This is a genomic window from Pseudomonas sp. HPB0071 (assembly GCF_000478505.2).
Taxonomy (GTDB): domain Bacteria; phylum Pseudomonadota; class Gammaproteobacteria; order Pseudomonadales; family Pseudomonadaceae; genus Chryseomonas; species Chryseomonas luteola.
Genome location: NZ_KI517367.1, coordinates 414,647 through 439,598 on the forward strand (window position 1 = coordinate 414,647; position 24,952 = coordinate 439,598).

A 24,952-nucleotide genomic window follows, 5' to 3' on the forward strand; every position below is an offset into this window, starting at 1 on the left:
CTCTGGAACACTTAAAGCGAATCAGGCAGCGCCTGACCGTAACCCTGAATGAAAGCCTCAGGCATACGCCGCGGCTTACCTGAAGAGAGCTCTATACATACGAAAGTCGTGACTGCACGCAGCAAGGTCATACCATCGGACGGGCGCATCAGTTGAAAACGACGTGTCATACGTAGCCGCCTGTCCCAATCAGTCAACCATGTTCCCAGCAGCAACTGATCACCGTCGAAAGCACTTGCGAGATAGTCGATCTCGTGCCGAACTACCGCCATGGCGCGGTCCAACCGGTGAAACTCGTTAACACCAAGTCCTAAGCTACTTGAATGCTGCCAGGCACACTGTTCTAGCCAGGCGACGTAAACAGCATTATTGGCATGCCCAAGCGCATCGATGTCAGTCATTGATACCTGCAACGATATGACGAACGGATTTTCAAGTTCCCAGTTCATATAGCCTCGCCGGAACATGTCTGCGTAAGTTTTTCAGGGCACAAAAACAAAGGGCTTGCATTTCTGCAAGCCCTTTGGGGTATGGCGCGCTCGAGAGGATTCGAACCTCTGACCGCTCGGTTCGTAGCCGAGTACTCTATCCAGCTGAGCTACGAGCGCGCAACTTGGTGCTTTTATATCCAGACCACCACTGGTAAAACCGGGTGTTTTTTAAACACCCTTCAAAATGGCGCGCTCGAGAGGATTCGAACCTCTGACCGCTCGGTTCGTAGCCGAGTACTCTATCCAGCTGAGCTACGAGCGCGCTGAGGGTGCACATTATAGGCTCATATCTTTTTAAGTCAAGCGAATTTCTTAATAGAATCAGAGGGATAGAACTCTGAATCGCTTTTCCCGAAGCCTGTAACGTAAATGGCGGTGAGGGAGGGATTCGAACCCTCGACACCCTTTTGAGGTGTACTCCCTTAGCAGGGGAGCGCCTTCGGCCTCTCGGCCACCTCACCGCGACGGGGCGTAATATACGCGATTTTTTCCCGTATGCAAGCAAAAAGTTAAATAAAAATCAGATGTTAGGTTCTTGGTCCTTTTCCTTTTGAATTCGCTGGTAGATTTCCTCACGGTGAACCGCCACTTCTTTAGGAGCATTCACCCCAATGCGCACCTGATTTCCCTTAACTCCCAAGACCGTTACGGTCACTTCATCACCTACCATAAGGGTTTCTCCAACCCGTCGAGTTAGAATAAGCATTCCTTTTCTCCTTTCGTTCAGGACCACAGTCTGCAAAAAATCAGGATCAATTCCGGGAACCCGCGATCCTTACTGATCTATTGACCAATACCGCCAGAAAGAAAGTTCCGGCGGCATGATCAAATCGATGGAAGGCATCCAAAAACGCCCTCCAGAGAGATTGGCTATTCGCTTACCCGAGCAGGCGCATCGAGTTCGAAAGCCGTGTGAAGGGCACGCACAGCCAATTCCAGGTATTTCTCTTCGATAACGACCGACACCTTGATCTCAGACGTCGAAATCATTTGTATATTGATACTTTCTTTAGCCAGCGCTTCGAACATTTGACTCGCTACCCCGGCATGAGAACGCATACCCACCCCAACGATTGATACCTTGGCGATCTTGGTATCACCGGTTGCCTCACGTGCGCCGATGGTCGCTGCCGTCTGCTTTAGGATTTCAAGCGCATTCTGGTAGTCGTTACGGTGTACCGTAAACGTGAAGTCCGTGGTGTTATCGTGCGAAACATTCTGCACGATCATGTCGACCTCAATATTGGCCGCACTGATGGGACCCAGGATCTTGAATGCAACGCCCGGGGTGTCTGGAACACCGCGGATGGTCAGCTTGGCTTCGTCACGATTAAAGGCGATGCCGGAGATGATCGGCTGTTCCATGGATTCCTCGTCATCAAGAGTAATTAGGGTGCCTGGACCCTCTTTAAAACTATGAAGTACGCGCAGAGGCACGTTGTATTTGCCTGCAAACTCAACCGAGCGAATCTGCAGAACCTTCGAGCCGAGACTAGCCATTTCCAGCATCTCCTCGAAGGTGATCTTTTCAAGACGACGTGCATGAGGCACTACGCGCGGATCAGTAGTATACACACCGTCCACATCGGTATAGATCTGGCATTCATCTGCTTTGAGCGCAGCTGCAAGCGCGACACCCGTGGTGTCAGAGCCGCCCCGGCCCAAGGTAGTGATATTGCCCTGCTCATCCACGCCTTGGAAACCTGCCACAACCACGACTCGCCCTGCCTTGAGTTCGGCACGGATACGATGTTCGTCAATGCTGACGATACGCGCCTTGGTAAAAGCGCTATCGGTCAGGATCCGGACTTGTCCACCGGTGAAGGACACGGCCGGAACACCCCGCTTGGTCAATGCCATGGCAAGCATGGCGATGGTCACCTGCTCACCTGTTGACACCATTACATCCAACTCGCGCGGGTTTGGCTGCGGCATGATTTGCTTAGCCAGGTCGATCAGACGATTGGTCTCGCCACTCATGGCAGAAACCACTACTACGATATCGTCACCGGCTTCGCGAAACTTCTTGACCTTTTCGGCCACCTGTTCGATGCGCTCGACAGTACCCACCGAGGTGCCGCCGAACTTCTGTACGATCAATGCCATTTGATTGCTGCCTAACGCGAGGGCGCTCATTTAACAATTCAGGTATACACCTGCCAAGGGCTCACAGAGCGCGATGCGAGCCCCATCGCTTATTCAATCACAATCCCGCTTCGGCAAAGCTGCGGGCCAACTCAAGTGCGCCTTCCAGCGCAGCCGGATCGGTACCGCCACCCTGAGCCATATCAGGGCGACCACCACCCTTCCCGCCTACATGCGCAGCAGCCTGCCTCATCAGATCGCCCGCTTTCAGTCGACCGGTCAGATCCTGGGTCACGCCCGCGACCAGCACGACCTTACCGTCTTGCTCGCCACCCAGCAGAATCACGGCAGAGCCCAGCTTGTTCTTGAGCTGATCGACCATGGCCATCAGCGCCTTGCTATCCAGCCCATCAAGGCGAGCAGCCAGCACCTTAACGCCCTTGACCTCGACGGCAGATCCCGCCAGGTCATTACCAGCTGCGCTGGCGGCCTTGGCCTTGAGCTGCTCAAGTTCCTTTTCTAGTTGACGGTTACGTTCAAGCACACCGGAGAGCTTATCGAGAACATTTTCACGACTGCCTTTGAGCAGGCCTGCCGCTTCCTTGAGCTGCTCTTCCGCCTTGTTCAGGTACGCCAGCGCACCAGCACCAGTTACCGCCTCGATACGGCGTACACCTGATGCCACACCGCCTTCACTGATGATCTTGAACACACCAATATCACCGGTGCGGGCAACGTGAGTGCCGCCACAGAGTTCAATGGAGAAGCCGTCACCCATAGTCAGTACGCGCACGGTATCGCCATACTTCTCACCGAACAGCGCCATGGCACCTTTGCGCTTGGCGCTTTCGATGTCCATTAGCTCGATTTGAACCGTCGTGTTCCGGCGAACCTCGGTATTGACGATTTCCTCCAGCTCCTTGAGCTGTTCAGGTTTGATGGCTTCGAAGTGACTAAAGTCGAACCGCAGACGCTGACTATCAACCAGGGAGCCCTTTTGCTGGACGTGATCGCCCAGCACCTGACGCAGTGCGGCATGCAGGAGGTGCGTCGCCGAGTGGTTAAGTGCCGTAGCCTGGCGCACAGAGGCGTCGACTTGTGTTTCCAGCGTCTCGCCTACCTTGAGCGTACCAGCGGCAACCAGGCCATGATGCAGGAACGCACCGCCTGCCTTGGTAGTGTCACGCACATCGAAACGCTGGCCGTCAGCGAACAGATAACCGCTGTCACCCACCTGACCGCCCGACTCGGCATAGAAAGGTGTCTGATCAAGCACCACGACACCTTCGTCACCTTCAACCAGTTGAGGCACCGGGCTGCCCGCCTTGAACAGCGCAACGATCTTGCCATTACCGGCGTGACTGTCATAACCCGTGAAGAGCGTCTCGCCCTCGACTTTGACCAGACTGTTATAGTCCACACCAAACGAGCTGGCCGAGCGGGCCCGCTCACGCTGAGCTTCCATTTCACGTTCAAACCCTTCCTCATCCAGGGTCAGGTTGCGCTCACGTGCGATGTCGTTTGTTAAATCAACGGGGAAGCCGTAGGTGTCATACAGCTTGAACACCACATCACCCGGGATCACATCGCCTTCAAGGCCAGCCAGATCCTGCTCCAGAATCTTGAGGCCCTGCTCCAAGGTTTTGGCAAATTGCTCTTCCTCGGTACGTAGAACGCGCTCGATATGTGCCTGCTGATCCTTTAGCTCAGGGAATGCCTGGCCCATTTCAGCCACCAGGGCCGCCACGATCTTGTGAAAGAACGTACCCTTGGCGCCGAGCTTATTACCGTGACGGCAGGCACGACGGACGATACGACGTAGTACATAGCCGCGACCTTCGTTGGAAGGCAGTACACCATCGGCAATCAGGAAGCCGCAGGAGCGAATGTGGTCGGCTACAACCTTGAGCGAAGGCGCGTCATCATTGGCGCAGCCGATTGCCTGTGCAGAAGCCGCCAAAAGATTCTTGAACAGATCAATTTCGTAGTTGGAGTGAACGTGCTGCAGAACGGCACTGATACGCTCAAGCCCCATCCCCGTATCCACACTGGGCGCCGGTAACGGGTGAAGAACCCCGTCAGCCGTACGGTTGAACTGCATGAATACGTTGTTCCAGATCTCGATATAACGATCACCGTCTTCTTCTGGCGAGCCGGGTGGACCGCCCCAGATGCCTTCACCATGGTCGAAGAAGATTTCTGTGCAAGGGCCGCAGGGACCTGTATCGCCCATTGCCCAGAAATTATCCGAGGCGTAGGGAGCGCCCTTGTTATCACCGATACGAACCATGCGCTCGGCAGGCACGCCAACGTCCTTGGTCCAAATGTCGTAGGCTTCATCATCGGTGGCATAGACGGTAACCCAGAGCTTTTCCTGCGGCAGACCCAGCCACTTGGGTGAGGTCAGGAATTCCCACGCATAACTGATGGCGTCACGCTTGAAATAGTCGCCAAAGCTGAAGTTACCCAGCATCTCGAAAAAGGTGTGGTGACGTGCTGTATAGCCGACGTTTTCCAGGTCGTTATGTTTACCGCCGGCACGTACGCATTTCTGACTGCTGGTCGCACGGGTATAGGTGCGCTTTTCAAGGCCGAGGAAACAATCCTTGAACTGGTTCATGCCTGCATTGGTGAACAGCAGGGTTGGGTCGTTCGCGGGGATCAGCGAACTTGAGGCCACTCGAGTGTGCCCCTTCTCTTCAAAGAAGCGGAGGAAGGCTTCACGGATTTCTGCGCTTTTCATAAATTCTTCCAGACAGATACAGGGCTACAGCGCGCCAGCAAAGTCTTGCAGTATATCGGGACGGAGCGCCGGCTGTCGTCAATTTGCGATATAGGCGTTGCCTATTTGATTCAAGTGGATTCAGGCCTTGCGATAGGCGGCGAATGCCTCCAGCACGGTTTCAATGTTTGCGCTGGATACATCCAGATGCGTCACCAACCTTAACCGTGCGGCCGGGCTGACTACAATGCCTCTTTCTCGCAGAAAAGAAGCGAGTTTGGGAGCCTTGTCGCCCGCGGCAAGGTAAACCATATTGGTCTGCACCGGCTCGACAGTGTAGCCCAGCTTTTCAAGTCCTTCAGCGAGGCGTGCTGCGTTGGCATGGTCTTCTGCCAGTCGGGTCACGTTGTGCTGAAGCGCGTAAAGTCCTGCTGCCGCCAGGACGCCCGCCTGGCGCATGCCGCCGCCAACGACCTTACGCCAGCGAATGGCCTTATCGATCAATCCCTGGCTGCCACACAGAACCGATCCTACTGGCGCGCCAAGACCTTTTGAGAGGCACACCGATACAGAGTCGAAGTGACGTGTAATGTCTTTTGGTGGAACGCCCAGCTTGACGACCGCATTGTAGAGACGGGCGCCATCCAGATGGAGTGCCAATTCATGCTCGTGGGTAAAGCGGCGTGCATCCGCAAGATAGCTCAGGGGAAGCACCTTGCCATGCATGGTGTTTTCCAGCGCCAGAAGGCGGGTACGTGCAAAATGAAAATCCCTGGGCTTGATGTAGGACGCTACGCGATCCAGATCCAGGCTTCCGTCAGCCTCCATCTCGACTGGCTGTGGCTGGATCGAGCCCAGAACAGCGGCCCCACCGCCTTCATATTTGTAGGTATGCGCCAGCTGCCCTACTAGGTATTCATCACCTCGCTCGCAGTGCCCCATCAGCCCCAGCAGGTTGCTCATGGTCCCACTCGGCACAAACAAACCAGCCTCGAAACCCAGCTCATCTGCCAGATAATGCTGCAACTTGAGAACGGTAGGGTCCTCACCGTAGACGTCGTCCCCCACCTCAGCCTTCGCCATGATGTCGCGCATCGCTGGCGTAGGCTGGGTGACGGTATCACTTCTCAAATCGATGAGGCTCATGCAAACAGCTCCGGAAAGAGAAAATCCCGATGCTAATGCAAAGCCGCCTCGAAAATCACGAATTGTCTAAAGCTTTGGTTGGAACGATCAAAATCCCTGCGCGCAGACCGGGCCTTACGTTGGGATTTGGAAAGATGATCCTGGCGTCCGTTTCAGTGACTATCCACTTTTGAGAACCATCCTCTGCAAGCAGATAGCCTTCGGGCAGTGGACTGAAATTCGCGACATCGTCAGCCAGATGCAGGCGAAACGCTTCACTCTGCTTGATGATTTCTCGCGAGACGTGAAACACCTTGAGCCGCTCCAGTGTTTGCGGCAACTCGGGCTCGCACTGCTCAATGATAGCCTTGAGTCGGGACTCGAGCTGACTGACATCGACTCCGGCATTCTGACCGAATGGACGAGCCTTTCCCAACTCAAGCGTAAAGGCTTCAGCCTGATGGGCCGCGTAGCTGTAGGCGCTGAAGGTGATACCAGGCTTGCTCTGCAATAGCACAGCGTCAATACCGGCGGCTTCGAGCCTGGCCATCTCAGCCTGCGAGTGCTCTCGCCCCTCGCTCCAGGGATACAGCGCAAACCGCTCAATGGCCGAACCACGGATCGCCGTATGCAGATCGTAATGCAGTCGAGCCCTGTCCGGCTCGCTGAAAAAGTGTGCGACCAAGCGCTCCAGCTGATCGGCCCGCTGAGCTTCGAATCCTGACGTCAGCACATGCTTACCGTTGAACAGGCGATTCATATCCTGTTCGACAAAGCGAACATTGCGCCGCATGGCTTCGGGATTGCCCAGAAGAAAGAGAATGCGAACACGAGGCTTTATCTCACCTCTCGCAATGCGTTTGAGCAGCCGATCCAGCATTTCAATAGGTGCTGTCTCGTTGCCGTGGATACCGGCTGAAAGCAGGAGGTCGATCCCTGCATCCGTTCCGTTGGCCGGCTTGACGAGCAAGGCACCCTCACTCAACCATTGCAAGCGAATACCGCTGGAGGTGACCTGGATTTTTTCGGCTGGCTCTCGGCCAGCCAGTGTGAGTTCAAGCAGTTTGCCCAGAGAAAGACCGTACTGTTCCGTCATGATGATCCTGGCTGGCAAGTAGTGTTAGTCAGTGATCATGCCCACAACCACAATCTGGACCATGCTCATGGTCCTCTTCGACCGGCTCCAGACTGAGCGCCAGTCCAAACTGGTTCACTGCCTGCGGGCGTAACCCCAGTACCGGGGTCTCAGCCTCATCTTCAAAGGACTCGGCATAGATCGTAAGCCCACCCTGTCCGTCTGGCTCCAGCCAGAGGTCACGGCCATTGATTTGAACAGCAACGCGGGCAGCTCGCGCTTCGCGGCGCTCGCCTTGGGTGTCTTCGAGAATAAGGGACAAGCTTTCGATCATGTCTGTACTCAATCGATCTGGAATGGATAAACCGAACCCAGCTTCAAGATTTGTGTAAGCTCATCCAGGGCTGTTCGGCACTCAAGTAGTAGCTGCGGATCAGCCAGATCAGATACGTTAAGGCGATCCCGGTAGTGAGTATCTACCCAGGTTACCAGTCGTGTATAGAGCTCGGACGTCATCAGCATACCAGGATTGACGGCTTCAAGCTCTGTCTGCTTCAGCGCTACACGTAGCCGTAGACAGGCTGGCCCCCCACCGTTCTGCATGCTCTGTTTGAGGTCGAATACCTTGACTTCGCGGATAGGCCCATCACTTTTGACGAGCTGATCCAGATATGTCCACACCTGAGCATTCTGGCGGCACTCTTCAGGCACGATCAGTAATGTCTGGCCATCCGGCTTGAGCAGCAATTGGCTATTGAACAGGTAAGACCGTACCGCGTCATTGACGCTTACCTGACTACGGGGTACGCATACGGCGCGCAGCGTTCCGCCACGTCGAGCCAGCTTGTCGGTCAACTCCTTGAGCACGCGATCGCTTTCGAGGAAAGCATCCTCGTGATAGAACAATACTTCAGCATTGCCCACCGCGATCACGTCATTGTGGAAGACCCCCTGGTCGATGACTTCAGGATTCTGCTGAGCATAGACCACACCCTCTTCCGTCAGTCCATGCAGCCGCGCTATGGCCTGGGAGGCTTCCAGGGTTTGACGCGCCGGATAACGCTGCGGCGCCGGGTAGCGGTTGTCGAAAGCACTCCGACCAAACACGAAGAACTCTACGCCAGCCTCGTCATAGTCGCGGCAGAAACGTGTGTGGTTGGCAGCCCCTTCATCACCAAACTGGTTTACGGCAGGCAAGGCCGGATGATGCGCAAAATGCGTTTCATCACGAAACATGGCCGCCAGTACACGACTGGTCGTAGGATGCTCGATGCTACGATGAAACTTACTGTTCAGGTTGGCTGCCGTGAAGTGCACCCGTCCATCCGCCGTATCTGCGCTAGGACTGATGGTAGCGGCATTGGCCGTCCACATTGAAGAAGCAGAGCTGACCGAGGCAAGCAGCGGCAAGGCTTCCCTGGCGGCGCGTTCTATGACCTGAGCATCTGTCCCGGTGAAGCCCAGCTGGCGCAACGCAGCAACGTGGGGACGCTCCTGAGGCGCGAATACGCCCTGTTTGAAGCCGAGCTCCATCAACGCTTTCATTTTGGCCAGCCCCTGGCGAGCGGCTTCGCGAGGATTCGAAGTGAGCTGCCCATTGCTTTGAGAGGCTACGTTTCCATAGGAAAGCCCACCATAGTTATGGGTCGGGCCGACCAATCCGTCAAAATTGACTTCATAAGCGTTCATAGATGGACTCCAGGCAACAGTGTTGCCGGTAAATCAAGCGTGTCGGCTTCCAGCGAGGCGACCGGATAAGCGCAGTAGTCCGCCGCATAATAAGCGCTGGGACGATGATTGCCGGAAGCGCCTATACCGCCAAAGGGAGCACTGCTGGCAGCGCCTGTCAAAGGCCTGTTCCAATTGACAATGCCCGCGCGCGACTCGATCAGGAATTGTTCGTACCTCGCGCTGGATGACGAGAGCAAGCCTGCCGCCAGGCCAAAGCGGGTAGTGTTAGCCTCGCGTACAGCTTCGTCGAAGCTCTCATAGCGAATGACTTGCAGCAACGGCCCGAAGAACTCCTCGTCAGGGCGATCGGCAACGCTGGTCACATCCAGAATGCCAGGCGTGAGCAAAGCGCTCTCAGCATGAGGCTGAGTCATGGTCAGCAGTGGCACTGCACCCTTGGCCAGGAAACGCTCTTGCGCTTCAAGTAGCTGGCGGGCAGCGTCCAGAGAGATCACAGCCCCCAGGAAAGGAGCCGGCTCCTCATCAAACCGCCCTACCTGCAACCTGGCCGCTGCCTGTACCAGACGCTCCAGGATGATATCGCCCTGCTCCGTATTCGGTACTAACAGACGGCGTGCACAGGTGCAGCGTTGCCCGGCTGAAATGAAGGCAGACTGTACAATCGTGTAGACCGCTGCATCGATCTGATCGACCATGTCGACCACCAGCGGATTATTCCCTCCCATTTCAAGCGCCAGGATCTTGTGGGGGGCACCGGCAAACTGTTGATGGAGCAAGGCGCCCGTCCGGCTTGACCCCGTAAAGAACAGCCCATCGAGGTCAGGCTGCGCAGCCAAGGTGACACCAGTAGCGCGAGCCCCTTGCACCAGGTTGAGTACACCTTCCGGTAACCCCGCCTCGATCCAGCACTTGACCGTCAGCTCAGCGACAGCAGGCGTCATCTCACTGGGCTTGAAAACAACAGTATTTCCTGCCAGCAAAGCCGGCACGATATGCCCGTTGGGTAAGTGGCCTGGGAAGTTATAAGGACCAAATACCGCAACAACACCATGGGGCTTGTGTCGTAGCCGCGTTCTAGCCTCGCCCAAGACGCCCGCCTTTTCACCCGTGCGCTCATGGTAGGCCTGAACCGAGATGGCCACCTTGTTTATCATACTGGTGACTTCTGTCGCAGCTTCCCAAAGAGGCTTGCCGGTTTCCACACCAATGGTATTGGCCAGTTCCTGGCTACGCGTCCTGAGTGTTGCTGCAAAGGCTTCGAGCACCTTGATACGCTCGTCCAGCGGCTTGCGAGCCCATGCAGGAAAAGCGGCGCGAGCAGCGGCTATAGCGTCCGATACCTGCTTGTCAGAGGCTTCGTTTCCACGCCAGATCACGGTTTGCCCGACAGGGTTGAGCGAAGTGAATTCGGCGCCTTCGCCAGCCAGCCATTGACCGCCAATGTAATGCGTACTCATGTCGTTTTCTCCTAGGGCGCTACTGACACTGCGCGGACCTGAGCGCCAGCAGACAGCTGCAGCCTTCTCGCCGTAACAGGGTCAACCACCAGTGTTCCAGAGGCTACCCGTGCAGGTGCAGCGGTAATCCGGCAGCCTTCTCGCTTACGGTTGTGAATTACATAGGGCTGGGCATCTTCGCCCGGCGTGCCGATGGACAAAACGAGTATCTGGCTATCCCGAATGGCACGAACCTTGTCGGTTTCGCATTCAATTGCCGGGCCCGCGTCGAAGATGTCCACATATCCTTGGTAGGCAAACCCTTCTGCATTGAGCATGCGAAGTGCAGGCTCGGTATCAGGATGGACGCGACCAATGACAGCCCGTGCTTGCTCTGAAAGGAAACACGTGTAAAGCGGAAACTTGGGCATGAGTTCGGCAATGAATGACTTATTGCCCACACCGGTCAGGTAATCCGCTTGAGAAAACTCCATCTTGAAGAAGTTACGCCCCAGGTTTTCCCAGAAAGGCGAAAGTCCTCGGCTGTCCGACACCCCACGCATTTCTGCGATCAGCTTATCTGAGAACAACGAGCGGAACTCGGCAATGAACAGAAAGCGCGCCTTGGACAACAGACGGCCGTTCAATCCGTTACGATGGCCTGCGTGCAGAAATAACGAGCAGAGCTCCGAATTACCGGTCAGGTCATTGGCCATGAACAGCGTGGGAATCTGCTGGTGGATATTGAGTTCGCGAGAGGCACTGACTGTCAGCCCCACCCGGTAGTTGTACCAGGGCTCACGTAGACCTACGGCGCCGGCAATACCGGAAATACCGATAACGGTGCCATCGTCCTGCTCGAGTACGAAGAGATAATCCGCATCGGCACGCTCGACGTCGCCGCGGAAGGTTTTTTCAGCCCATTCCACCCGATGAGCCAGACGCTCTTCACTGGCAGGCAAAGTGGTAAGCCCGGCGCCTGTAGTGCGCGCAAGCTCGATTAGCGCGGGCAGATCCGCGCGGGTGACAGGACGAATGATCATATTCCCTCCGATGACCCAGGCCGGCGCTTCGCCGCGCCTGCGTCTGACGTGCCCTGGGCACGCACTACTCTCATGACGACAGCACGTATCATGGTTAAACAGCGACGAGCCGTACGGTATCGCCAGCCTTGACGTTGAGCGCGGCGGCGGCGGCACTCGACAGAACTGCCGGCGCTCCTGGCTCCCAATCGAGCTCGTGAACAATGGCACGGAAGTCCTGTAGCAGATCATTGCTGATCAGATAGGCACGGTTGCCGTCGACCGCATCCTGCACCTCCACCGCGACCACATGACTCCCTGCCATCGAACGGATGTTGTTGGTACGCGCATGCAACGTCGGACCGCCATCGAAAATATCGACGTAATTGTCAGTTTCGAAGCCTTCGCGGGTCAGGATATCGAAAGTGATCTGCGCACGTGGATGAACCTGGCCAATGGCCTCTTGGGCGGCATCTGTCAACAACGGCACATAGATCGGATAGATCGGCATCAGCTCGGCCAAAAAAGTGCGACTCTTGGCACCGCAGATGCGCTCCGCTTCGGCATAGCTCACATCAAAGAAGTGACGGCCTACTGAGTCCCAGAACGGCGAATCGCCCTGCTCGTCACTCATGCCTACGATTTCGACCACGACAGACTCGGCAAATCGCTCGGGATGGCCAGCCATGAACATCAATCGACCCCGAGAATTGAGCTCGGCTATAGGGGTATCCAGAAAATCACGATCGATGTAGAAGCTGCTCAGCACACTGTTGCCCGTCAGGTCGTGGCAGAGTGAAAGCACATGCGTCTTATTGTGAATCTTGAGCTCACGCGAGGCATGGATAAAGGTCTCGTTGCGAAAGCTGTAAAACGGTTCGGAAAAGCCAGCCGTGGCAATGATGGCTGAACAGCCAACCAGACGCCCCGTGTCTGAATCCTCCAGAACGAAGAAATAACTTTCCTCGCCATTGAAGCTTACTTCGGCGGCAAAAGAGGCTTCTGAAACCCGGATCTTTTCCTTGAGCCGCTCGATGTCATCCGGCAAAGAGGTGACACCTACCGGACTGTCCGCGGCCAGATGCTGCACATGGGGCAAATCAGCTGCCCGAGCAGGTCGCATCACCAGCATGAAGTCACTCCTTCTAATTTTTCTAATTGAAATCGCTCTTGAATACCGTGGCGCCTCCCTGCGCCACGTTCAGGCTCAAGCCTGGGTAATGCGGGCCACAGCGCGCTCTAGTCGCGCCAGGCCTTCATCAATGTCAGCCTCGCTGATGACCAGACTGGGAGCAAAGCGGATGACATCCGGACCGGCCTGAAGCACCATCAGCGACTCCTCGTTGGCTGCCGTCAGCACTTCCTTCGCCCGACCTTTCCAGGGCTCGCTCAGCGGAGCGCCAATCAGCAGGCCCATCCCGCGAACACCGGAAAAGATGCCGTACTTGCTGCCCATGGCCTCAAGCGCGGTACGGAAACGGTTATGGCGAGTCTTCACACCCTCTAAAACCTCAGGCGTGTTGACTACGTCCAGCAGGGCGGAACCGATAGCACAGCCGAGAGGGTTACCACCGTAGGTGCTGCCGTGAGTGCCTACCGAAAGATGTGCCGCCAGCTTGTCAGTTGTCAGCATTGCCGCCAACGGGAAACCGCCACCAATGCTCTTGGCTGTAGTCAGTACATCAGGTGTGATGCCGTAGTGCATGTAGGCATAAAGGTGGCCGGTACGGCCTACCCCACTCTGCACCTCATCGAATACAAGCAGTGCGCCATATTGGTCGCACAGGTCACGTGCGCCTTGCAGATACGCCTGGTCACACGGCAGTACTCCACCCTCGCCCTGGATGGGCTCGAGCACGACCGCACAGGTCTTTTCGGAGATGGCCGCCTTGAGTGCGTCCAGATCGTTATAAGGCACATGGGTGATACCTTCGATCTTTGGACCAAATCCTTCCGAATACTTGGGCTGCCCGCCCACGCTTACCGTGAACAGTGTGCGGCCATGAAAGCTGTTGGTTGCAGCAATGATTTCATAACGGCTTCCGCCACTGACGTCATGCCCATAACGACGGGCCAGCTTGAACGCAGCCTCGTTGGCTTCTGCGCCGGAGTTGGCAAAAAACACCCGGTCGGCAAAGGTAGCGTCAACCAGCTTGCGAGCCATGCGTAATGCAGGCTCGTTGGTGTAAATGTTGGATACATGCCAGAGCTTGTTAGCCTGCTCCATTAAGGCCTGCATCAGGGCGGGATGACCGTGCCCCAGTGCGTTAACCGCAATGCCGCCAGAGAAGTCGATCAGCTCACGCCCGGCCTGGTCCCAGATGCGTGAACCTTCGCCTCGGACGGGAATGAATGCGGCGGGCGCATAGTTGGGCACCATGATCTGGTCGAAGTCGGTGCGTTGCACCGAGAACTGCGGAGCAGACATCGAAAATTCTCCTGCCTGTTGTGAGCTAGCGATGGAAGGATTGTAGGGAGTAGATCACGCCGGGCATTGCCGCTATGCGACAACTATTTACAGCGCACAACCAGCCAGCGGAGCGGCTTACAGATATGCGACAGAAAACATCGGCAATACGCAGTCTAGGGTGTACGGAGAGATGCGGGAAGCATCAGTAGATGCTCATCTTTAATGCACAGCTAGGCAACAATGAGTGAAACGCTGAAATAGTGGCCGCAGAAACGCTTTCTGCGGCCACTGGATCTTACTGGGCAGAATTAGGTGCTACACGGCTGGTGCCGTTTACCGTCACGATGCGTACGCGCTCGCCTACCCGGAATACCTCTCCCTTGCTGACTTCCTGTACATAGGCACGTGTACTGCCGTCGTCTTCACGTACCGTCACCTCTACACCGTTGGCGCGAGTAAAACCTTCTTCAGTGGCGGCACCAAGCAGGCCACCCGCTACGGCGCCCACGATAGCGGCGACATAGCTACCCCGACCGCCACCTACGCCACTGCCGGCGATACCACCTACCGCCGCACCGGCACCTGCGCCGATGGGGGTCTTGGTTCCTTCAATCTTAACGGGGCGCAAGGCTGTGATGGTCCCCATGCGTACGGTCTGAACCTGACGAGCCTCATCGCGTGAGTACACGTCACCGGTCTGGCTGGATACGCACCCGGCCAGCAGCGCGGAGGCGGTCAGTGCAGTAATAATTTGAGTGGTCTTGTTCATCATTCAACTCCAGTTCCTACAGGGCTGTTCTCGGCGGAACCCTATGGTGGACCCTCCGCCTTACAGGAATGTTCAGCTTTTATCATCCTCTCATATGGCCTCAAGGCAAACGGTTGAATCTTTTGATCCAGACAGCTTTCGTTCATCCGCTTCGCTTGCTTTACCTGAAATAGGACGACTCATCCTGTTCAACCCTCGCGTGATTGCCGGGCCAGACGCCAGACACGAGCAAGGTCGGTTGCGCGCGCGCGCAGCTCCTGTGCGGCGGTCCGACAGGCCTGCTCCAGCGTGACAGGGCCAGGCACCAGACTGAATGCCGCCTCAATTCCTGCCTCATATACCTGCTGGTAGTGCGCACCCAAGCTACCCACCAATGCAATGACAGGCACATCAGCCTCACGGGCGACCCTGGCAACTCCTATGGGCGTCTTGCCATGCAGGCTTTGGTAATCCAGTTGCCCCTCTCCGGTAATGACCAGATCCGCGTCCCGGAGCGCCTCTGCCAGCCCGGAAACTTCTGCAACCAGCTCGACACCCGATCGAAAATGCGCCTGAAGAAAGGCCCTAGCAGCAAAACCCAGCCCCCCTGCCGCTCCCACTCCTGGAAAGCAACTGTGATCTTCCCCAAGTACTTGAGCTGCAACCTGAGCGTAATGCCCAAGTGCTGCATCCAGCACAGCGACATCCTCAGGCGTTGCGCCCTTCTGAGGGCCAAAGACATGGGAGGCACCATGAGAGCCACACAAGGGGTTATCGACATCGGCAGCCACATCGATCTGAACGGTAGCAAGACGCTTATCCAGGCCGTTCAGCTCAATACGGGCAAGTTCGGCTAACGCAGCGCCCCCTGGCGGCAAAGGTTGACCATGTTTATCCAGGAACTTGACTCCCAAGGCGTTCAGCAACCCCGCACCGCCATCATTCGTAGCGCTGCCACCCAACCCCAGGATAATTCGTCGAGCTCCAGCATCCAGCGCAGCGCGGATCAACTCACCGGTACCGTAGCTACTGGCCCGTCTGGCATCCCGCTGCGCTTTTGGCACCCAGTGCAAGCCGCTGGCAGCCGCCATCTCGATCACGGCTGTCCCCTCGCCCAGCCATCCCCAGTGAGCCAATACCGGCTGCCCCAGCGGCCCCTGCACGGTCAGCTCACGACGCTCTCCTCCGGTTGCAGCCAGCAAGGCCTCGACCGTGCCCTCTCCTCCGTCGGCCATGGGTTTGAGTTCGATAGTGGCGGAGGGAAAAACCGCTCTCCAACCCTCTGCAATAGCCTGGGCAACCTCGGGTGCGCTCAGGCTTTCCTTGAACGAATCAGGTGCGATCACGAGTTTCATCAATGTTCTCCCGGCTGACGGTTCGCCTGTCGATGGGTATGGCTGCTCGTTACAGCAGGAAAAGACTTAAAAGCCATACTGTGGTCATCCCGGTAAGCCCTTGAACCAAGGTAGCGAGTGTCTGGGCACGGTATGCCGTGGCTACGCTCATACGGCTGAATTGAGTCACAACCCAGAAAAAGCTGTCGTTGGCATGTGAAACCGTCATCGCTCCAGCGCCGATCGCCATTACGGTCAATACACGCCCCATCTCACTGTCGAGCCCCAGCTGCCCCAGCAGCGGTGCTACCAAGGCAGACGTTGTCACCAGCGCAACCGTAGTCGAACCCTGGGCTGTTTTCAGGGCGGCGGACACTACGAATGGCATAAACAGCCCAATCCCCAAGGCGGAAAGCGTGCTACCAAGGTAATCGCCCAGTGGAGTGACTTTGAGCACGGCACCAAACGCCCCACCAGCGCCGGTAATAAGCAAGATGGGAGCCGCTGACAAGATGCCTTCGGCCACATGATTCTGAAACTCCTGGCGCTTGTCATTGCTCTTGAGCAGCGAACAGGCCAGCACTAGGCCTACCAGCAGCGCCGGGACGGGTTGCCCAATAAAACCCAACAGCGTCAACACCGCCCCTTCTCCGAAAGGCTTGCTGGGAAAGGCAGCTATTGACCCCAGGCAAATCAATCCAATGGGAGCAAAAATCGGGGCAAAGGCCTGCCAGGCACTGGGAAGCACACCATAACTTTCCCGTAATGCTGTGAAATCTTCCTGGGAAGGCATCGGCGTACCATCATCAACCAGCGGGATGTCCTTACCCAGGAAGCGGTTGGCCCACCACAGCCCCGCCATGGCCGTTACGAATGACACGATAAGGCCAACACCGATAACCAGTCCGAGACTTGCATCGAGCCCTAGATTACCCGCAGCCGCAATCGGCCCCGGTGTAGGTGGCACAAAGGTATGCGTAGCATAGAGGCCAGTCGCCAGGGCTACACTCATGGAGATCAGGGAGACCTTCATACGAGCAGCCAGCGCATTTTTCAGCGAATTGAGGATCACATAACCGGAATCGCAGAATACGGGTATCGAAACCAAGTAACCGATGATGGACAACGTCAGGGTGGGAAAACGCTCGCCGAGTACACGAATCACGGTTTCCGCCATGGTTATGGCCGCGCCGCTACGCTCCAGAATTACACCAATGATCGTGCCCAGCACAATGACAATACCGATGTATCCCAGGATGCTGCCAAAACCTGTTGTAAGGGTCTTAGTGATATCGCCGACGGGCACCTGATAGGCGAAACCGGCGAGAAAAGCCGCCAGGAGCAAGGCCAGAAATGGATGAAGCTTGAAGCGTGTGGTGGTCACGACGATGAATGCTATCAACGCCACCAGAATAAGGACGAGGCTCATGACAGGCTCCGGTTGTTATTGTGATCGGATAACTGTGGATGAGCTTATTGTGCTATCAGTTCAATGAGTTCCGCTTGGTACACAAGCACAAGATAAGCACCTGACTTCACCGTATATATTGTGCATCTGCACAATCAGGCGCATTCCAGCAGACTGATTCCCAGCGACAGGTAAAGCCACTGCCCCAGCATATCGTGGCTGAGTCCAGTCAGCTCACAGATACGCTCGAGACGATAGCGCAACGTATTCCGATGGATATTCAAGGACGCGGCACAAGCAGATGCCTGCCCATGGTGCTCGCACCACGCCTGCAAGGTTTCTCGTAACACGCCATTTTCATCCTGCGCAAACAGCCGCTTCAAGGGATCGAGCCACCCCTGTAAAAGCCAGCTCTGCCGCTGGCTGTAAAGCAGTGCCGTCAGCCGGTGCTCATCCAGCTTGAGTAGCCGCACATCAGGCAGGCACGCACGGGCATAGGCTTGCAGCAAGCGCAGTGATTGGCAGGCCTCTCGCAAGTCAACCAGACTTTCCAGCGGACCCGATGCTGTAACGCGTAATACGTTCAGCCCCTTGGCCTTTGCCTGATCAAGCCAGAGTTGTTCTTCATGAGGCCGCCCGAGCGGACGACACCAGAACCATTCCTGCATACCGACGGGGGCGCAAAAACTCTCCAGATTGGCAGACAACATGGCGCTCAACGCCTTGGCCGAACGGGAGTCTGAGGCTTCATTCAGCTCGATAAGGCATACCTGACGTGGCCAGCTCAGGGGTACCTGCTGTCGCTCAGCCTCAACAGAAAGCGTGTTCAGGCTTACCGAAGGGTCCAGCAATTGGCCGATCCAGCTGTCCAGTCGATGCCGCTGCCAATGACGCTCCAGATGCGATTGTCGCTGCTCCACCAACATTTCGGCCGCCATGCGGACCAGCTCGGCATATGGCCTGACAACCTCGGGCGTACCCGTGATACCGAGGACCCCGATCAACCGCTCGGCATAAAGCAGTGGCATGTTGACCCCCGGCTTCACACCTCGCAGGCAAGAGGCGGCCTGATCGTCGATCTCGACGACTCGACTGTTGGCCAACACCAGCTGAGCGCCTTCGTGACGGGTATGCAATCGCAAGGGATCACCGCTGCCGATAATCATGCCCTGCGCATCCATCACATTGACGTTGTAGGGAAGGATTGCCATGGAGCGATCCACAATGTGTTGCGCAAGGGTTGAATCAAGTTCAATCACGGCAATCCCTTCCTTTACCTGAGCACGATTTAAGGAGCCAAACGCTGGCGCTTCCAGCCCTCTCCTTCACGGCGGTAATCGAGTCGATCATGCAAACGGCTAGAGCGGCCCTGCCAGAACTCGACCCGCTCGGGAATCAGCCGATAGCCTCCCCAATGTGGCGGGCGCGGTGGCTCCTCATGGGCAAAGCGTGCCTGCACTTCAGCCACTTTCGCCTCAAGCTCTTCCCGACCGCCCAGCACCTGGCTCTGCGGCGAAGCCCAGGCGCCCAACCGACTACCCAACGGACGGACACGGTAGTATGCGTCGGACTCTTCAGGGCTTACGCGCTCGACCACACCCTCGATTCGCACCTGACGCTCAAGTGTGGGCCAGAAAAAGGTCATGGCGGCCCTGGGCTGCCCAGCGAGCTGCTGCCCCTTGGCACTTTCGTAATTGGTGTAAAACACGAACCCCTTGGCGTCTACACCCTTGAGTAGAAGTACACGACAATGGGGTTGCTGCTCGGCATCAACCGTTGCCAGTACCATGGCATTGGCTTCTACAGGGGGCTGCTCGGTTTTAACAGCATCCTCAAACCATTGGCCAAATAAGGCAAATGGCTCGGCGGGCGCCTGCGCTTCGGTCAATCCGTCGCGGGTGTAATCACGACGCATGTCAGCCAGCGTCTGGGTCATGGCAAGCTCCTGATTGGGAATGGAACTTACAGCTTACCCAGTCATGCGCCAGGTTGCTTGACTCATGCCAGGTATATGGCGAATTGGCATCCGAAACCAAACGGTTCCGGATGCCTTTACTGACTCAGCGCTTGCTTTGCAGAGAGGCCAATACCACTGTACGTGGCTGGATAAGGACCTCAACACGACGGTTCTGAGCGCGCCCTTCGGCATTGTCGTTTGCTGCACGCGGCTGGGTATCGCTCAGACCACGAACGACCAGACGATTGCCATTAAGCCCGCTCAGACGAAAGATGGAGGCTACCGCCTTGGCGCGGCCGAGACTGAGCTGGTCATTAACCGCCTTGGAACCAGTGCTATCCGTGTGTCCCAGCACAATGACGGCGCTCTGGTCATCCTTGAATACCAGCTTGGCGGTACGGCCCAGCGGGCCGAGCATGGATGGCAGAAGCATCTCAGCACGATCAGGGTTGAAGGAGTCGTCAACGTTGGCGATCAGCAGTAAGCCGTCCTCTCTACGCTCCATTTGCATCTTGCTACCGGCGATGGCTTCGCGGATCGTTTTTTCATGCTGATCCAGCCAGTCCTTGCTGACTGTTATCTCTTGGGCTTTCGCTTGAGCCTTTGCCTCGGTTACAGTCTTGTCGCTCTTGCCAAACGGCCACCACCAATGTCCGCCGTCCGCTTTCGCCTGGGTTTCGGTCTTTTGCGTTTCTACCTTCGCCTGGGGGACTGGCTCCTTGGCAGTGGCAACGTCGCTTTCCTTGTGAAAATAACTGCAGGCGGAAACGCTCATGCAGAGAACGACAGTAGTAGTCTTGAGCAGCTTCATGCGTTTTTATCCCATCAGGCGCAAGCCCGCCGAATCGGCACCGACAGGCAAAGTTAAAGTGGTTTCTTAGATTGTGTCTTTAACTGATTATTTCGCAAGGGGTGTACGTTGTCCTTTTGTATCAACCGACAAGCGGTTGAGTAGACTCGGTGGCGAAACGGTCAGGTGAACGAGGGCGGCAAGGGTATCACGTCATAGACGGTGCTTATCAAACGATAGATAGCTCGCTATTGAAATTGCCATTGGCCATCACTACGCTGGGCGCGTCAATTTGTCCTCCCTTGCGTACACTCATGTCTATAAATACACCTAAAGAAATCGCAACACTGGCGATACAGGCTGGTATTGCCAAAAATCGGCTTTCCATTCCTACCCTATTCATTCTTGGCGTTATGGCCGGCGCGTTCATTGCGACTGGTTTTCTTCTCGATATTCACGTTATTGGCACCATGCCCGCCGAATGGGGCTCGTTTGCAGGCTTCGTTGGCGCAGCGGTTTTCCCGGTCGGCCTGATCATGACCGTGCTGGCAGGCGGTGAGTTACTGACGGGCAATATGCTGCTGCTTCCTCTGGCACGTTTTGCAGGCGGTATCAGCACGATGGGGGTGATTCGCAACTGGCTATGGGTCACGCTTGCCAACTTTGTCGGCAGCCTGGCTGTCGCGTACTTCTTCGGTCATATGCTGGGTCTCACCGAGGGTGCATTCCTGGGCAAGACCGTTGCCATTGCGCAGGCAAAGATGAACGCCGACTTCCTTCACGCCTTCGTTTCCGGTATCGGATGCAACTGGCTCGTCTGTCTGGGCGTCTGGATCGCGTTTGCCAGCAAGGATGTGGTAGGTAAAGTCGTGGGCATGTGGTTTCCCGTCATGGCCTTTGTTGCCATCGGTTTTCAGCATGTGGTTGCCAACATGTTTATCATTCCAGCCGCTATCTTTGCAGGCCAGGCTACCTGGGCCCAATGTCTGCCCAACCTGGTAGCGGTTTTCCTGGGTAATGCTGTGGGTGGCGCCGGCTTTGTAGGGTTGGCCTATTTTCTGGCCTATCGCCCTGCATCTGCGCAAGCGACGGCCGATCTGGCGTCAGCGCTACAAAAGACCCAGGCGGATCTTGCACCCACAACACCCACACTCAAGGCCGTGAACGACTGATAAGTTGAAGTGCATAGCGGATTGACCGGCCACCCCTGCCGGTCAATCCATCCTATCCTGATGTCAGAGGCATTGCCCAACGGCTTCTGCCAGCTGCTGAGCTCGCGGGTCCATGAGAATATAAGGTCCCAATGTGTTGGTGGCGAAACCAAATGCTACCCTGCGCTCAGGGTCGGCGAACCCGATAGACCCACCCGCCCCTGGATGACCAAAGGCCTGCACGCCCAGGCCATAGGTTGCGTTGGCGTGGTCAGGCTGGTCCAGCATGAATCCCAGGCCGAAGCGTGTCGAGGTCATTAGCGTCCTGTCGTCACCCCGACTATGTTCCGTGAGCATGTGCTGCAAGACCGTCTGGTCCAGCAATCGACCGTCGAGCAGCCCCGCATAAAACCCTGCCAGTGAGCGCGCATTGCCATGACCGTTGGCGGCAGGCTGCTCGAAACGGCGCCACTCCGGTTTATTGGTGCTGGTCAGAATGCCCGGCGGGTTGGCAAAAGCACGGGTACTCAAGGCTTGGGGGTCGGTCATGGTGGTCTTCAAGAGACGCTGGGCGGCAGCATCCCCCATGTCGCCCTTGCCTCGAGCAATATGCGCAACCCGATGCTCTTCGCTCTCGGGCAGACCGATATGAAAATCCAGCCCAAGCGGCTTGGCCGTTCGGGCAACAATAGCTTCTCCTGGTGAGCGGCCATCAATGCGGCGAATCAGTTCTCCCATCAGCCAGCCATAGGTCATCGGTGAATAGCCGTGGCTCTCGCCTGGCGTCCACCAAGGCGTTTCGGCGGCAAGGGCAGCCGTCATGGTGTCCCAGTCATACAGCGCACTGGCAGGCAATGGAGCACGCAAGGCAGCCAGTCCTGCCTGATGGCACAGTAACTGGCGCACCGTAATGGCGCCCTTGCCTGCAGCTGCAAACTCTGGCCAGTAATGTTGTACTGGTTTATCCAGTTCAAGCCTGCCCTCTTGAACCAACTGCATGGCAGCCACGGCAGTAAAGGCTTTGGTGCAGGAAAACAGATTCAGTATCGTGTCCGTCTGCCAGGCGCTCTGCGCATCCTTGTCCGCCGTGCCTGCCCAGAGATCCAGAACGGTTTCGCCGTCCACCTGAACGCACAGGGCTGCACCGCGGGTATGCACGCCTCGCCCCGGCTCGTCGAACAGAGCACTGAAGCGGTCCCTGACGGTTTCAAAGGCCAGATCGAAATAACCTTGGATCTGCACAGCTGTCTCCTCATCGTGGTCATATTCAAGTCTCTCACACTGACGAGAAGAGACCTCTACTGCTGCACTTCCAGCCGGAACGGCGGTAAGGTGCTCAGGATGGCCTTGCCATAACGCTGCGTAACGACACGACGATCCAGCAGGCTGATCGTGCCGCTGTCCGACTCGGTGCGTAGGAGACGTCCACAAGCCTGGATCAGGCGCAGCGAGGCATCGGGCACAGCGATTTCCATGAACGGATTGCCACCCCGTGCCTCGATCCATTCGGCCAAAGCAGCCTCGACAGGATCATCCGGCACCGCAAAGGGAATCTTGGCAATTACGACGTGCTCACAATAGGCCCCGGGCAGGTCGACCCCTTCGGCAAAGCTGGCCAGACCGAACAATACGCTGGGCTCGCCATCATCCACACGGGAGCGGTGCTTATTGAGCGTCTCCTGCTTGGACAGGTTACCCTGGATCAGTACACGGCGGCGCCAGTCACGCTCCAGCCCATCGAAGACATCCTGCATCTGTCGCCGGGAAGAAAACAGCACCAATGCCCCCTTGGCCCCTTCCAGCATATCGGGCAGCTCTCGCACGATAGCCGCCGTATGGGCCGCAGAGTCTCTCGGATCCGCCTGCAGATTAGGTACGCGCAATAACCCTGCCTCGGCATATTTGAAGGGACTGGGCACAATTGCCGTGTTGGCGCTTTGAGGCAGGCCTGCCCGCATCCGAAAACGATCGAATGTCCCCAGCGCCGTCAAGGTGGCGGAAGTTACCAGCGCGCCATAAGCCACGTTCCATAGCGTACGCCGTAGCGTTTCCGCAGCCAGGATGGGACTGGCATTGACCTCGATATCATGGAATGCACCGGACTCTACCAATGTCAGCCAGCGCGCCATGGGTGGTGAGTCGGTCGGATCTTCCAGCGTAAAGGCCGTCCACAGCTCCCAATTACCCTGGGACCGAGCCAGCAGGCTGCCAAACAACGGATACCATTCCTCAGCCTGATAGCTTGCAATGCCAATGCTTTTCTCCCCGTCCATGGCTTCTTTCAAGAGGTCCGTAAGACGAGTGAACAGGTCGGACAGCTGGGCAAAGCCCTTTTTGAGCTCAGCTCCCATTTCCCTTAAATCCGCTGGGACGAGGCCACCAACGAACCGATGGCGAGGCCGATCACGCCCCTCCATGTCTTCGCCGGCGCGAAACTCGGCCAGCTGCTCACAGGCTGTAAACATGAACTGCTGCTGGGTACGAATCTGTCTGGCCAGTTCGGGTACTTGCTCAACCAGCCGTCCCAGCTCGCCCGGCAAGGGATGTTGAGCCAGCAGCTTGGTCAGATTCTTGGCGATTTGCTCCAGCCACTCGGCCGTGGAGCGCAGGCGGGTAAAGTGAGCGAAGTGATTGATCGCCTTGTCCGGCAGGTGATGGCCTTCGTCAAACACATAAATGGTATCGCGCGGGTCGGGCAGAATAGCCCCGCCACCGAGCGCAAGGTCAGCCAGTACAAGATCATGGTTGGTAACGATCACGTCTACCTTGGTCATGCCTTCACGGGCACGGAAAAAGGCGCACTGCTGAAAATTCGGGCAGTGCCGATTGGTGCACTGCGTATGGTCAGTGGTTATTCGTGACCAGTGTTGGTCATTAATGGCTTCTGGCCAGCTGTCACGGTCACCGTCCCAGCGATTACTGGCCAAGCGCTCGATCATCTTCGTAAACAGCTTCTGACCAGCCTCATCGACGTCGATCGTAAAGCCATCATCCGCAAACAGCTGAGCGGTCGTATTCTGGGCTTCGCTTTCCTGCAGCATGAGATCCAGGCGCGACAGGCACAGGTAGCGCCCTCGCCCCTTTGCCAGGGCAAAATTGAACGACAGACCACTGTTACGCAGGATATCTGGAAGGTCCTTGTTGACGATCTGCTCCTGCAGAGCCACTGTTGCCGTCGCAATGACCAGACGCTTGCCGGCCGCCTTGGCCGCAGGAATGGCGGCGAGACTATAGGCAACGGTCTTGCCGGTACCGGTTCCGGCTTCCACAGCCACGACGGCAGGATCGCCAACGCGACGCCCTTCGTCATCCTGCTTGATCGCACCGAGCCCTTTAGCCGTCTCGGCAATCATCAGCCGCTGACCATAGCGCGGCTTGAGCGACTTGGCTTCGAGAAAGCGGGTATAAGCCTCCTGAATCTGGGACTTGAGTTCGGCACTAAGCATGGGGTTCCTCGACAGGGAAGCGTCATACGCTTCCAGCAGGCACCGCGGGTAGGCGGCCCT

Annotated in this window: 21 protein-coding genes and 3 tRNA genes; 1 reads left to right on the forward strand and 23 read right to left on the reverse strand. The window is 56.7% G+C overall.

Translation table 11 applies throughout. From position 1 onward, the window contains the following. Positions 1–11: 11 nt before the first annotated feature. The 21 genes from HMPREF1487_RS02145 to HMPREF1487_RS02245 form a co-directional block, all read right to left on the reverse strand. Positions 12–449, reverse strand: coding sequence for an acyl-CoA thioesterase (locus HMPREF1487_RS02145; protein ID WP_010794952.1), 438 nt, complete (start codon positions 447–449; stop codon positions 12–14). Between the two features lie 82 nt (positions 450–531). Further along, positions 532–608 (reverse strand) — tRNA-Arg (locus tag HMPREF1487_RS02150). 68 nt (positions 609–676) lie between these two features. Next, a tRNA-Arg gene (locus HMPREF1487_RS02155) sits at positions 677–753 on the reverse strand. A gap of 108 nt (positions 754–861) precedes the next feature. Continuing rightward, positions 862–952, reverse strand: a tRNA-Ser gene (locus HMPREF1487_RS02160). Positions 953–1,011: 59 nt separating this feature from the next. Beyond that, positions 1,012–1,197, reverse strand: a complete 186-nt coding sequence (gene csrA / locus HMPREF1487_RS02165) for a carbon storage regulator CsrA (RefSeq protein ID WP_010794953.1) — start codon at positions 1,195–1,197, stop codon at positions 1,012–1,014. A gap of 164 nt (positions 1,198–1,361) precedes the next feature. After that, entirely contained in the window at positions 1,362–2,597 is a 1,236-nt protein-coding gene (locus HMPREF1487_RS02170; protein ID WP_010794954.1) for an aspartate kinase, read from the reverse strand. A gap of 97 nt (positions 2,598–2,694) precedes the next feature. Next, the gene (gene alaS, locus HMPREF1487_RS02175; protein ID WP_010794955.1) at positions 2,695–5,319 is read right to left on the reverse strand and encodes an alanine--tRNA ligase; all 2,625 of its coding nucleotides are present in this window, start codon (positions 5,317–5,319) and stop codon (positions 2,695–2,697) included. A 120-nt stretch (positions 5,320–5,439) separates the two neighbouring features. Next, positions 5,440–6,444, reverse strand: a complete 1,005-nt coding sequence (ltaE, locus tag HMPREF1487_RS02180; protein ID WP_010794956.1) for a low-specificity L-threonine aldolase — start codon at positions 6,442–6,444, stop codon at positions 5,440–5,442. A 55-nt stretch (positions 6,445–6,499) separates the two neighbouring features. Then, positions 6,500–7,519, reverse strand: coding sequence for a succinylglutamate desuccinylase (gene astE / locus HMPREF1487_RS02185; protein ID WP_010794957.1), 1,020 nt, complete (start codon positions 7,517–7,519; stop codon positions 6,500–6,502). A gap of 28 nt (positions 7,520–7,547) precedes the next feature. Further along, the gene (locus HMPREF1487_RS02190) at positions 7,548–7,832 is read right to left on the reverse strand and encodes a hypothetical protein (protein WP_010794958.1); all 285 of its coding nucleotides are present in this window, start codon (positions 7,830–7,832) and stop codon (positions 7,548–7,550) included. 8 nt (positions 7,833–7,840) lie between these two features. Then, the gene (gene astB / locus HMPREF1487_RS02195) at positions 7,841–9,187 is read right to left on the reverse strand and encodes an N-succinylarginine dihydrolase (protein WP_010794959.1); all 1,347 of its coding nucleotides are present in this window, start codon (positions 9,185–9,187) and stop codon (positions 7,841–7,843) included. Further along, a complete protein-coding gene (gene astD / locus HMPREF1487_RS02200) occupies positions 9,184–10,647 on the reverse strand; it encodes a succinylglutamate-semialdehyde dehydrogenase (protein ID WP_010794960.1) in 1,464 nt (487 codons plus the stop codon). The genes astB and astD overlap by 4 nt, the downstream gene beginning before the upstream one ends. 11 nt (positions 10,648–10,658) lie before the next feature. Next, positions 10,659–11,669 (reverse strand): arginine N-succinyltransferase, encoded by a 1,011-nt coding sequence (gene astA, locus HMPREF1487_RS02205; RefSeq protein WP_010794961.1) that lies wholly within the window; start codon positions 11,667–11,669, stop codon positions 10,659–10,661. A gap of 94 nt (positions 11,670–11,763) precedes the next feature. Next, on the reverse strand, positions 11,764–12,780 hold the full coding sequence (gene aruF / locus HMPREF1487_RS02210) for an arginine/ornithine succinyltransferase subunit alpha (RefSeq protein WP_010794962.1): 1,017 nt from the start codon (positions 12,778–12,780) through the stop codon (positions 11,764–11,766). 75 nt (positions 12,781–12,855) lie between these two features. Next, on the reverse strand, positions 12,856–14,076 hold the full coding sequence (locus tag HMPREF1487_RS02215; protein ID WP_010794963.1) for an aspartate aminotransferase family protein: 1,221 nt from the start codon (positions 14,074–14,076) through the stop codon (positions 12,856–12,858). A gap of 277 nt (positions 14,077–14,353) precedes the next feature. Continuing rightward, complete coding sequence (locus HMPREF1487_RS02220; RefSeq protein WP_010794964.1) at positions 14,354–14,827, reverse strand: outer membrane lipoprotein; 474 nt, start codon at positions 14,825–14,827, stop codon at positions 14,354–14,356. A gap of 188 nt (positions 14,828–15,015) precedes the next feature. Continuing rightward, on the reverse strand, positions 15,016–16,161 hold the full coding sequence (locus tag HMPREF1487_RS02225; protein ID WP_010794965.1) for a glycerate kinase: 1,146 nt from the start codon (positions 16,159–16,161) through the stop codon (positions 15,016–15,018). Between the two features lie 49 nt (positions 16,162–16,210). Then, on the reverse strand, positions 16,211–17,569 hold the full coding sequence (locus tag HMPREF1487_RS02230; RefSeq protein ID WP_010794966.1) for a GntP family permease: 1,359 nt from the start codon (positions 17,567–17,569) through the stop codon (positions 16,211–16,213). A gap of 134 nt (positions 17,570–17,703) precedes the next feature. Then, a complete protein-coding gene (locus HMPREF1487_RS02235) occupies positions 17,704–18,807 on the reverse strand; it encodes a sugar diacid recognition domain-containing protein (RefSeq protein WP_010794967.1) in 1,104 nt (367 codons plus the stop codon). A 29-nt stretch (positions 18,808–18,836) separates the two neighbouring features. After that, complete coding sequence (pdxH, locus tag HMPREF1487_RS02240; protein WP_010794968.1) at positions 18,837–19,484, reverse strand: pyridoxamine 5'-phosphate oxidase; 648 nt, start codon at positions 19,482–19,484, stop codon at positions 18,837–18,839. Positions 19,485–19,608: 124 nt separating this feature from the next. Then, on the reverse strand, positions 19,609–20,316 hold the full coding sequence (locus HMPREF1487_RS02245) for an OmpA family protein (protein ID WP_010794969.1): 708 nt from the start codon (positions 20,314–20,316) through the stop codon (positions 19,609–19,611). 293 nt (positions 20,317–20,609) lie between these two features. On the opposite strand from HMPREF1487_RS02245, the gene HMPREF1487_RS02250 reads away from it, so the two are divergent. Next, positions 20,610–21,467, forward strand: a complete 858-nt coding sequence (locus HMPREF1487_RS02250) for a formate/nitrite transporter family protein (RefSeq protein ID WP_010794970.1) — start codon at positions 20,610–20,612, stop codon at positions 21,465–21,467. Between the two features lie 63 nt (positions 21,468–21,530). On the opposite strand, the gene HMPREF1487_RS02255 is transcribed toward HMPREF1487_RS02250, so the two are convergent. Together HMPREF1487_RS02255 and dinG are read right to left on the reverse strand one after the other, a co-directional pair. Next, positions 21,531–22,688 (reverse strand): serine hydrolase domain-containing protein, encoded by a 1,158-nt coding sequence (locus HMPREF1487_RS02255; protein WP_010794971.1) that lies wholly within the window; start codon positions 22,686–22,688, stop codon positions 21,531–21,533. A 56-nt stretch (positions 22,689–22,744) separates the two neighbouring features. Beyond that, positions 22,745–24,892, reverse strand: coding sequence for an ATP-dependent DNA helicase DinG (dinG, locus tag HMPREF1487_RS02260; RefSeq protein ID WP_010794972.1), 2,148 nt, complete (start codon positions 24,890–24,892; stop codon positions 22,745–22,747). Between the last annotated feature and the right edge of the window lie 60 nt (positions 24,893–24,952).

Excerpts from the sequence above, each read along its gene's own strand:
- HMPREF1487_RS02225 (WP_010794965.1), bottom strand. The coding sequence starts at position 16,161 with ATGAAACTCGTGATCGCACCTGATTCGTTCAAGGAAAGCCTGAGCGCA.
- HMPREF1487_RS02215 (WP_010794963.1), bottom strand. The coding sequence starts at position 14,076 with ATGTCTGCTCCGCAGTTCTCGGTGCAACGCACCGACTTCGACCAGATC.
- HMPREF1487_RS02220 (WP_010794964.1), bottom strand. The coding sequence starts at position 14,827 with ATGAACAAGACCACTCAAATTATTACTGCACTGACCGCCTCCGCGCTG.
- pdxH (WP_010794968.1), bottom strand. The coding sequence starts at position 19,484 with ATGACCCAGACGCTGGCTGACATGCGTCGTGATTACACCCGCGACGGA.
- HMPREF1487_RS02170 (WP_010794954.1), bottom strand. The coding sequence starts at position 2,597 with ATGGCATTGATCGTACAGAAGTTCGGCGGCACCTCGGTGGGTACTGTC.
- HMPREF1487_RS02250 (WP_010794970.1), top strand. The coding sequence starts at position 20,610 with ATGTCTATAAATACACCTAAAGAAATCGCAACACTGGCGATACAGGCT.
- csrA (WP_010794953.1), bottom strand. The coding sequence starts at position 1,197 with ATGCTTATTCTAACTCGACGGGTTGGAGAAACCCTTATGGTAGGTGAT.
- dinG (WP_010794972.1), bottom strand. The coding sequence starts at position 24,892 with ATGCTTAGTGCCGAACTCAAGTCCCAGATTCAGGAGGCTTATACCCGC.
- HMPREF1487_RS02190 (WP_010794958.1), bottom strand. The coding sequence starts at position 7,832 with ATGATCGAAAGCTTGTCCCTTATTCTCGAAGACACCCAAGGCGAGCGC.
- astE (WP_010794957.1), bottom strand. The coding sequence starts at position 7,519 with ATGACGGAACAGTACGGTCTTTCTCTGGGCAAACTGCTTGAACTCACA.
- ltaE (WP_010794956.1), bottom strand. The coding sequence starts at position 6,444 with ATGAGCCTCATCGATTTGAGAAGTGATACCGTCACCCAGCCTACGCCA.
- alaS (WP_010794955.1), bottom strand. The coding sequence starts at position 5,319 with ATGAAAAGCGCAGAAATCCGTGAAGCCTTCCTCCGCTTCTTTGAAGAG.
- HMPREF1487_RS02245 (WP_010794969.1), bottom strand. The coding sequence starts at position 20,316 with ATGAAGCTGCTCAAGACTACTACTGTCGTTCTCTGCATGAGCGTTTCC.
- HMPREF1487_RS02230 (WP_010794966.1), bottom strand. The coding sequence starts at position 17,569 with ATGAGCCTCGTCCTTATTCTGGTGGCGTTGATAGCATTCATCGTCGTG.
- astB (WP_010794959.1), bottom strand. The coding sequence starts at position 9,187 with ATGAACGCTTATGAAGTCAATTTTGACGGATTGGTCGGCCCGACCCAT.
- astD (WP_010794960.1), bottom strand. The coding sequence starts at position 10,647 with ATGAGTACGCATTACATTGGCGGTCAATGGCTGGCTGGCGAAGGCGCC.
- HMPREF1487_RS02145 (WP_010794952.1), bottom strand. The coding sequence starts at position 449 with ATGAACTGGGAACTTGAAAATCCGTTCGTCATATCGTTGCAGGTATCA.
- aruF (WP_010794962.1), bottom strand. The coding sequence starts at position 12,780 with ATGCTGGTGATGCGACCTGCTCGGGCAGCTGATTTGCCCCATGTGCAG.
- astA (WP_010794961.1), bottom strand. The coding sequence starts at position 11,669 with ATGATCATTCGTCCTGTCACCCGCGCGGATCTGCCCGCGCTAATCGAG.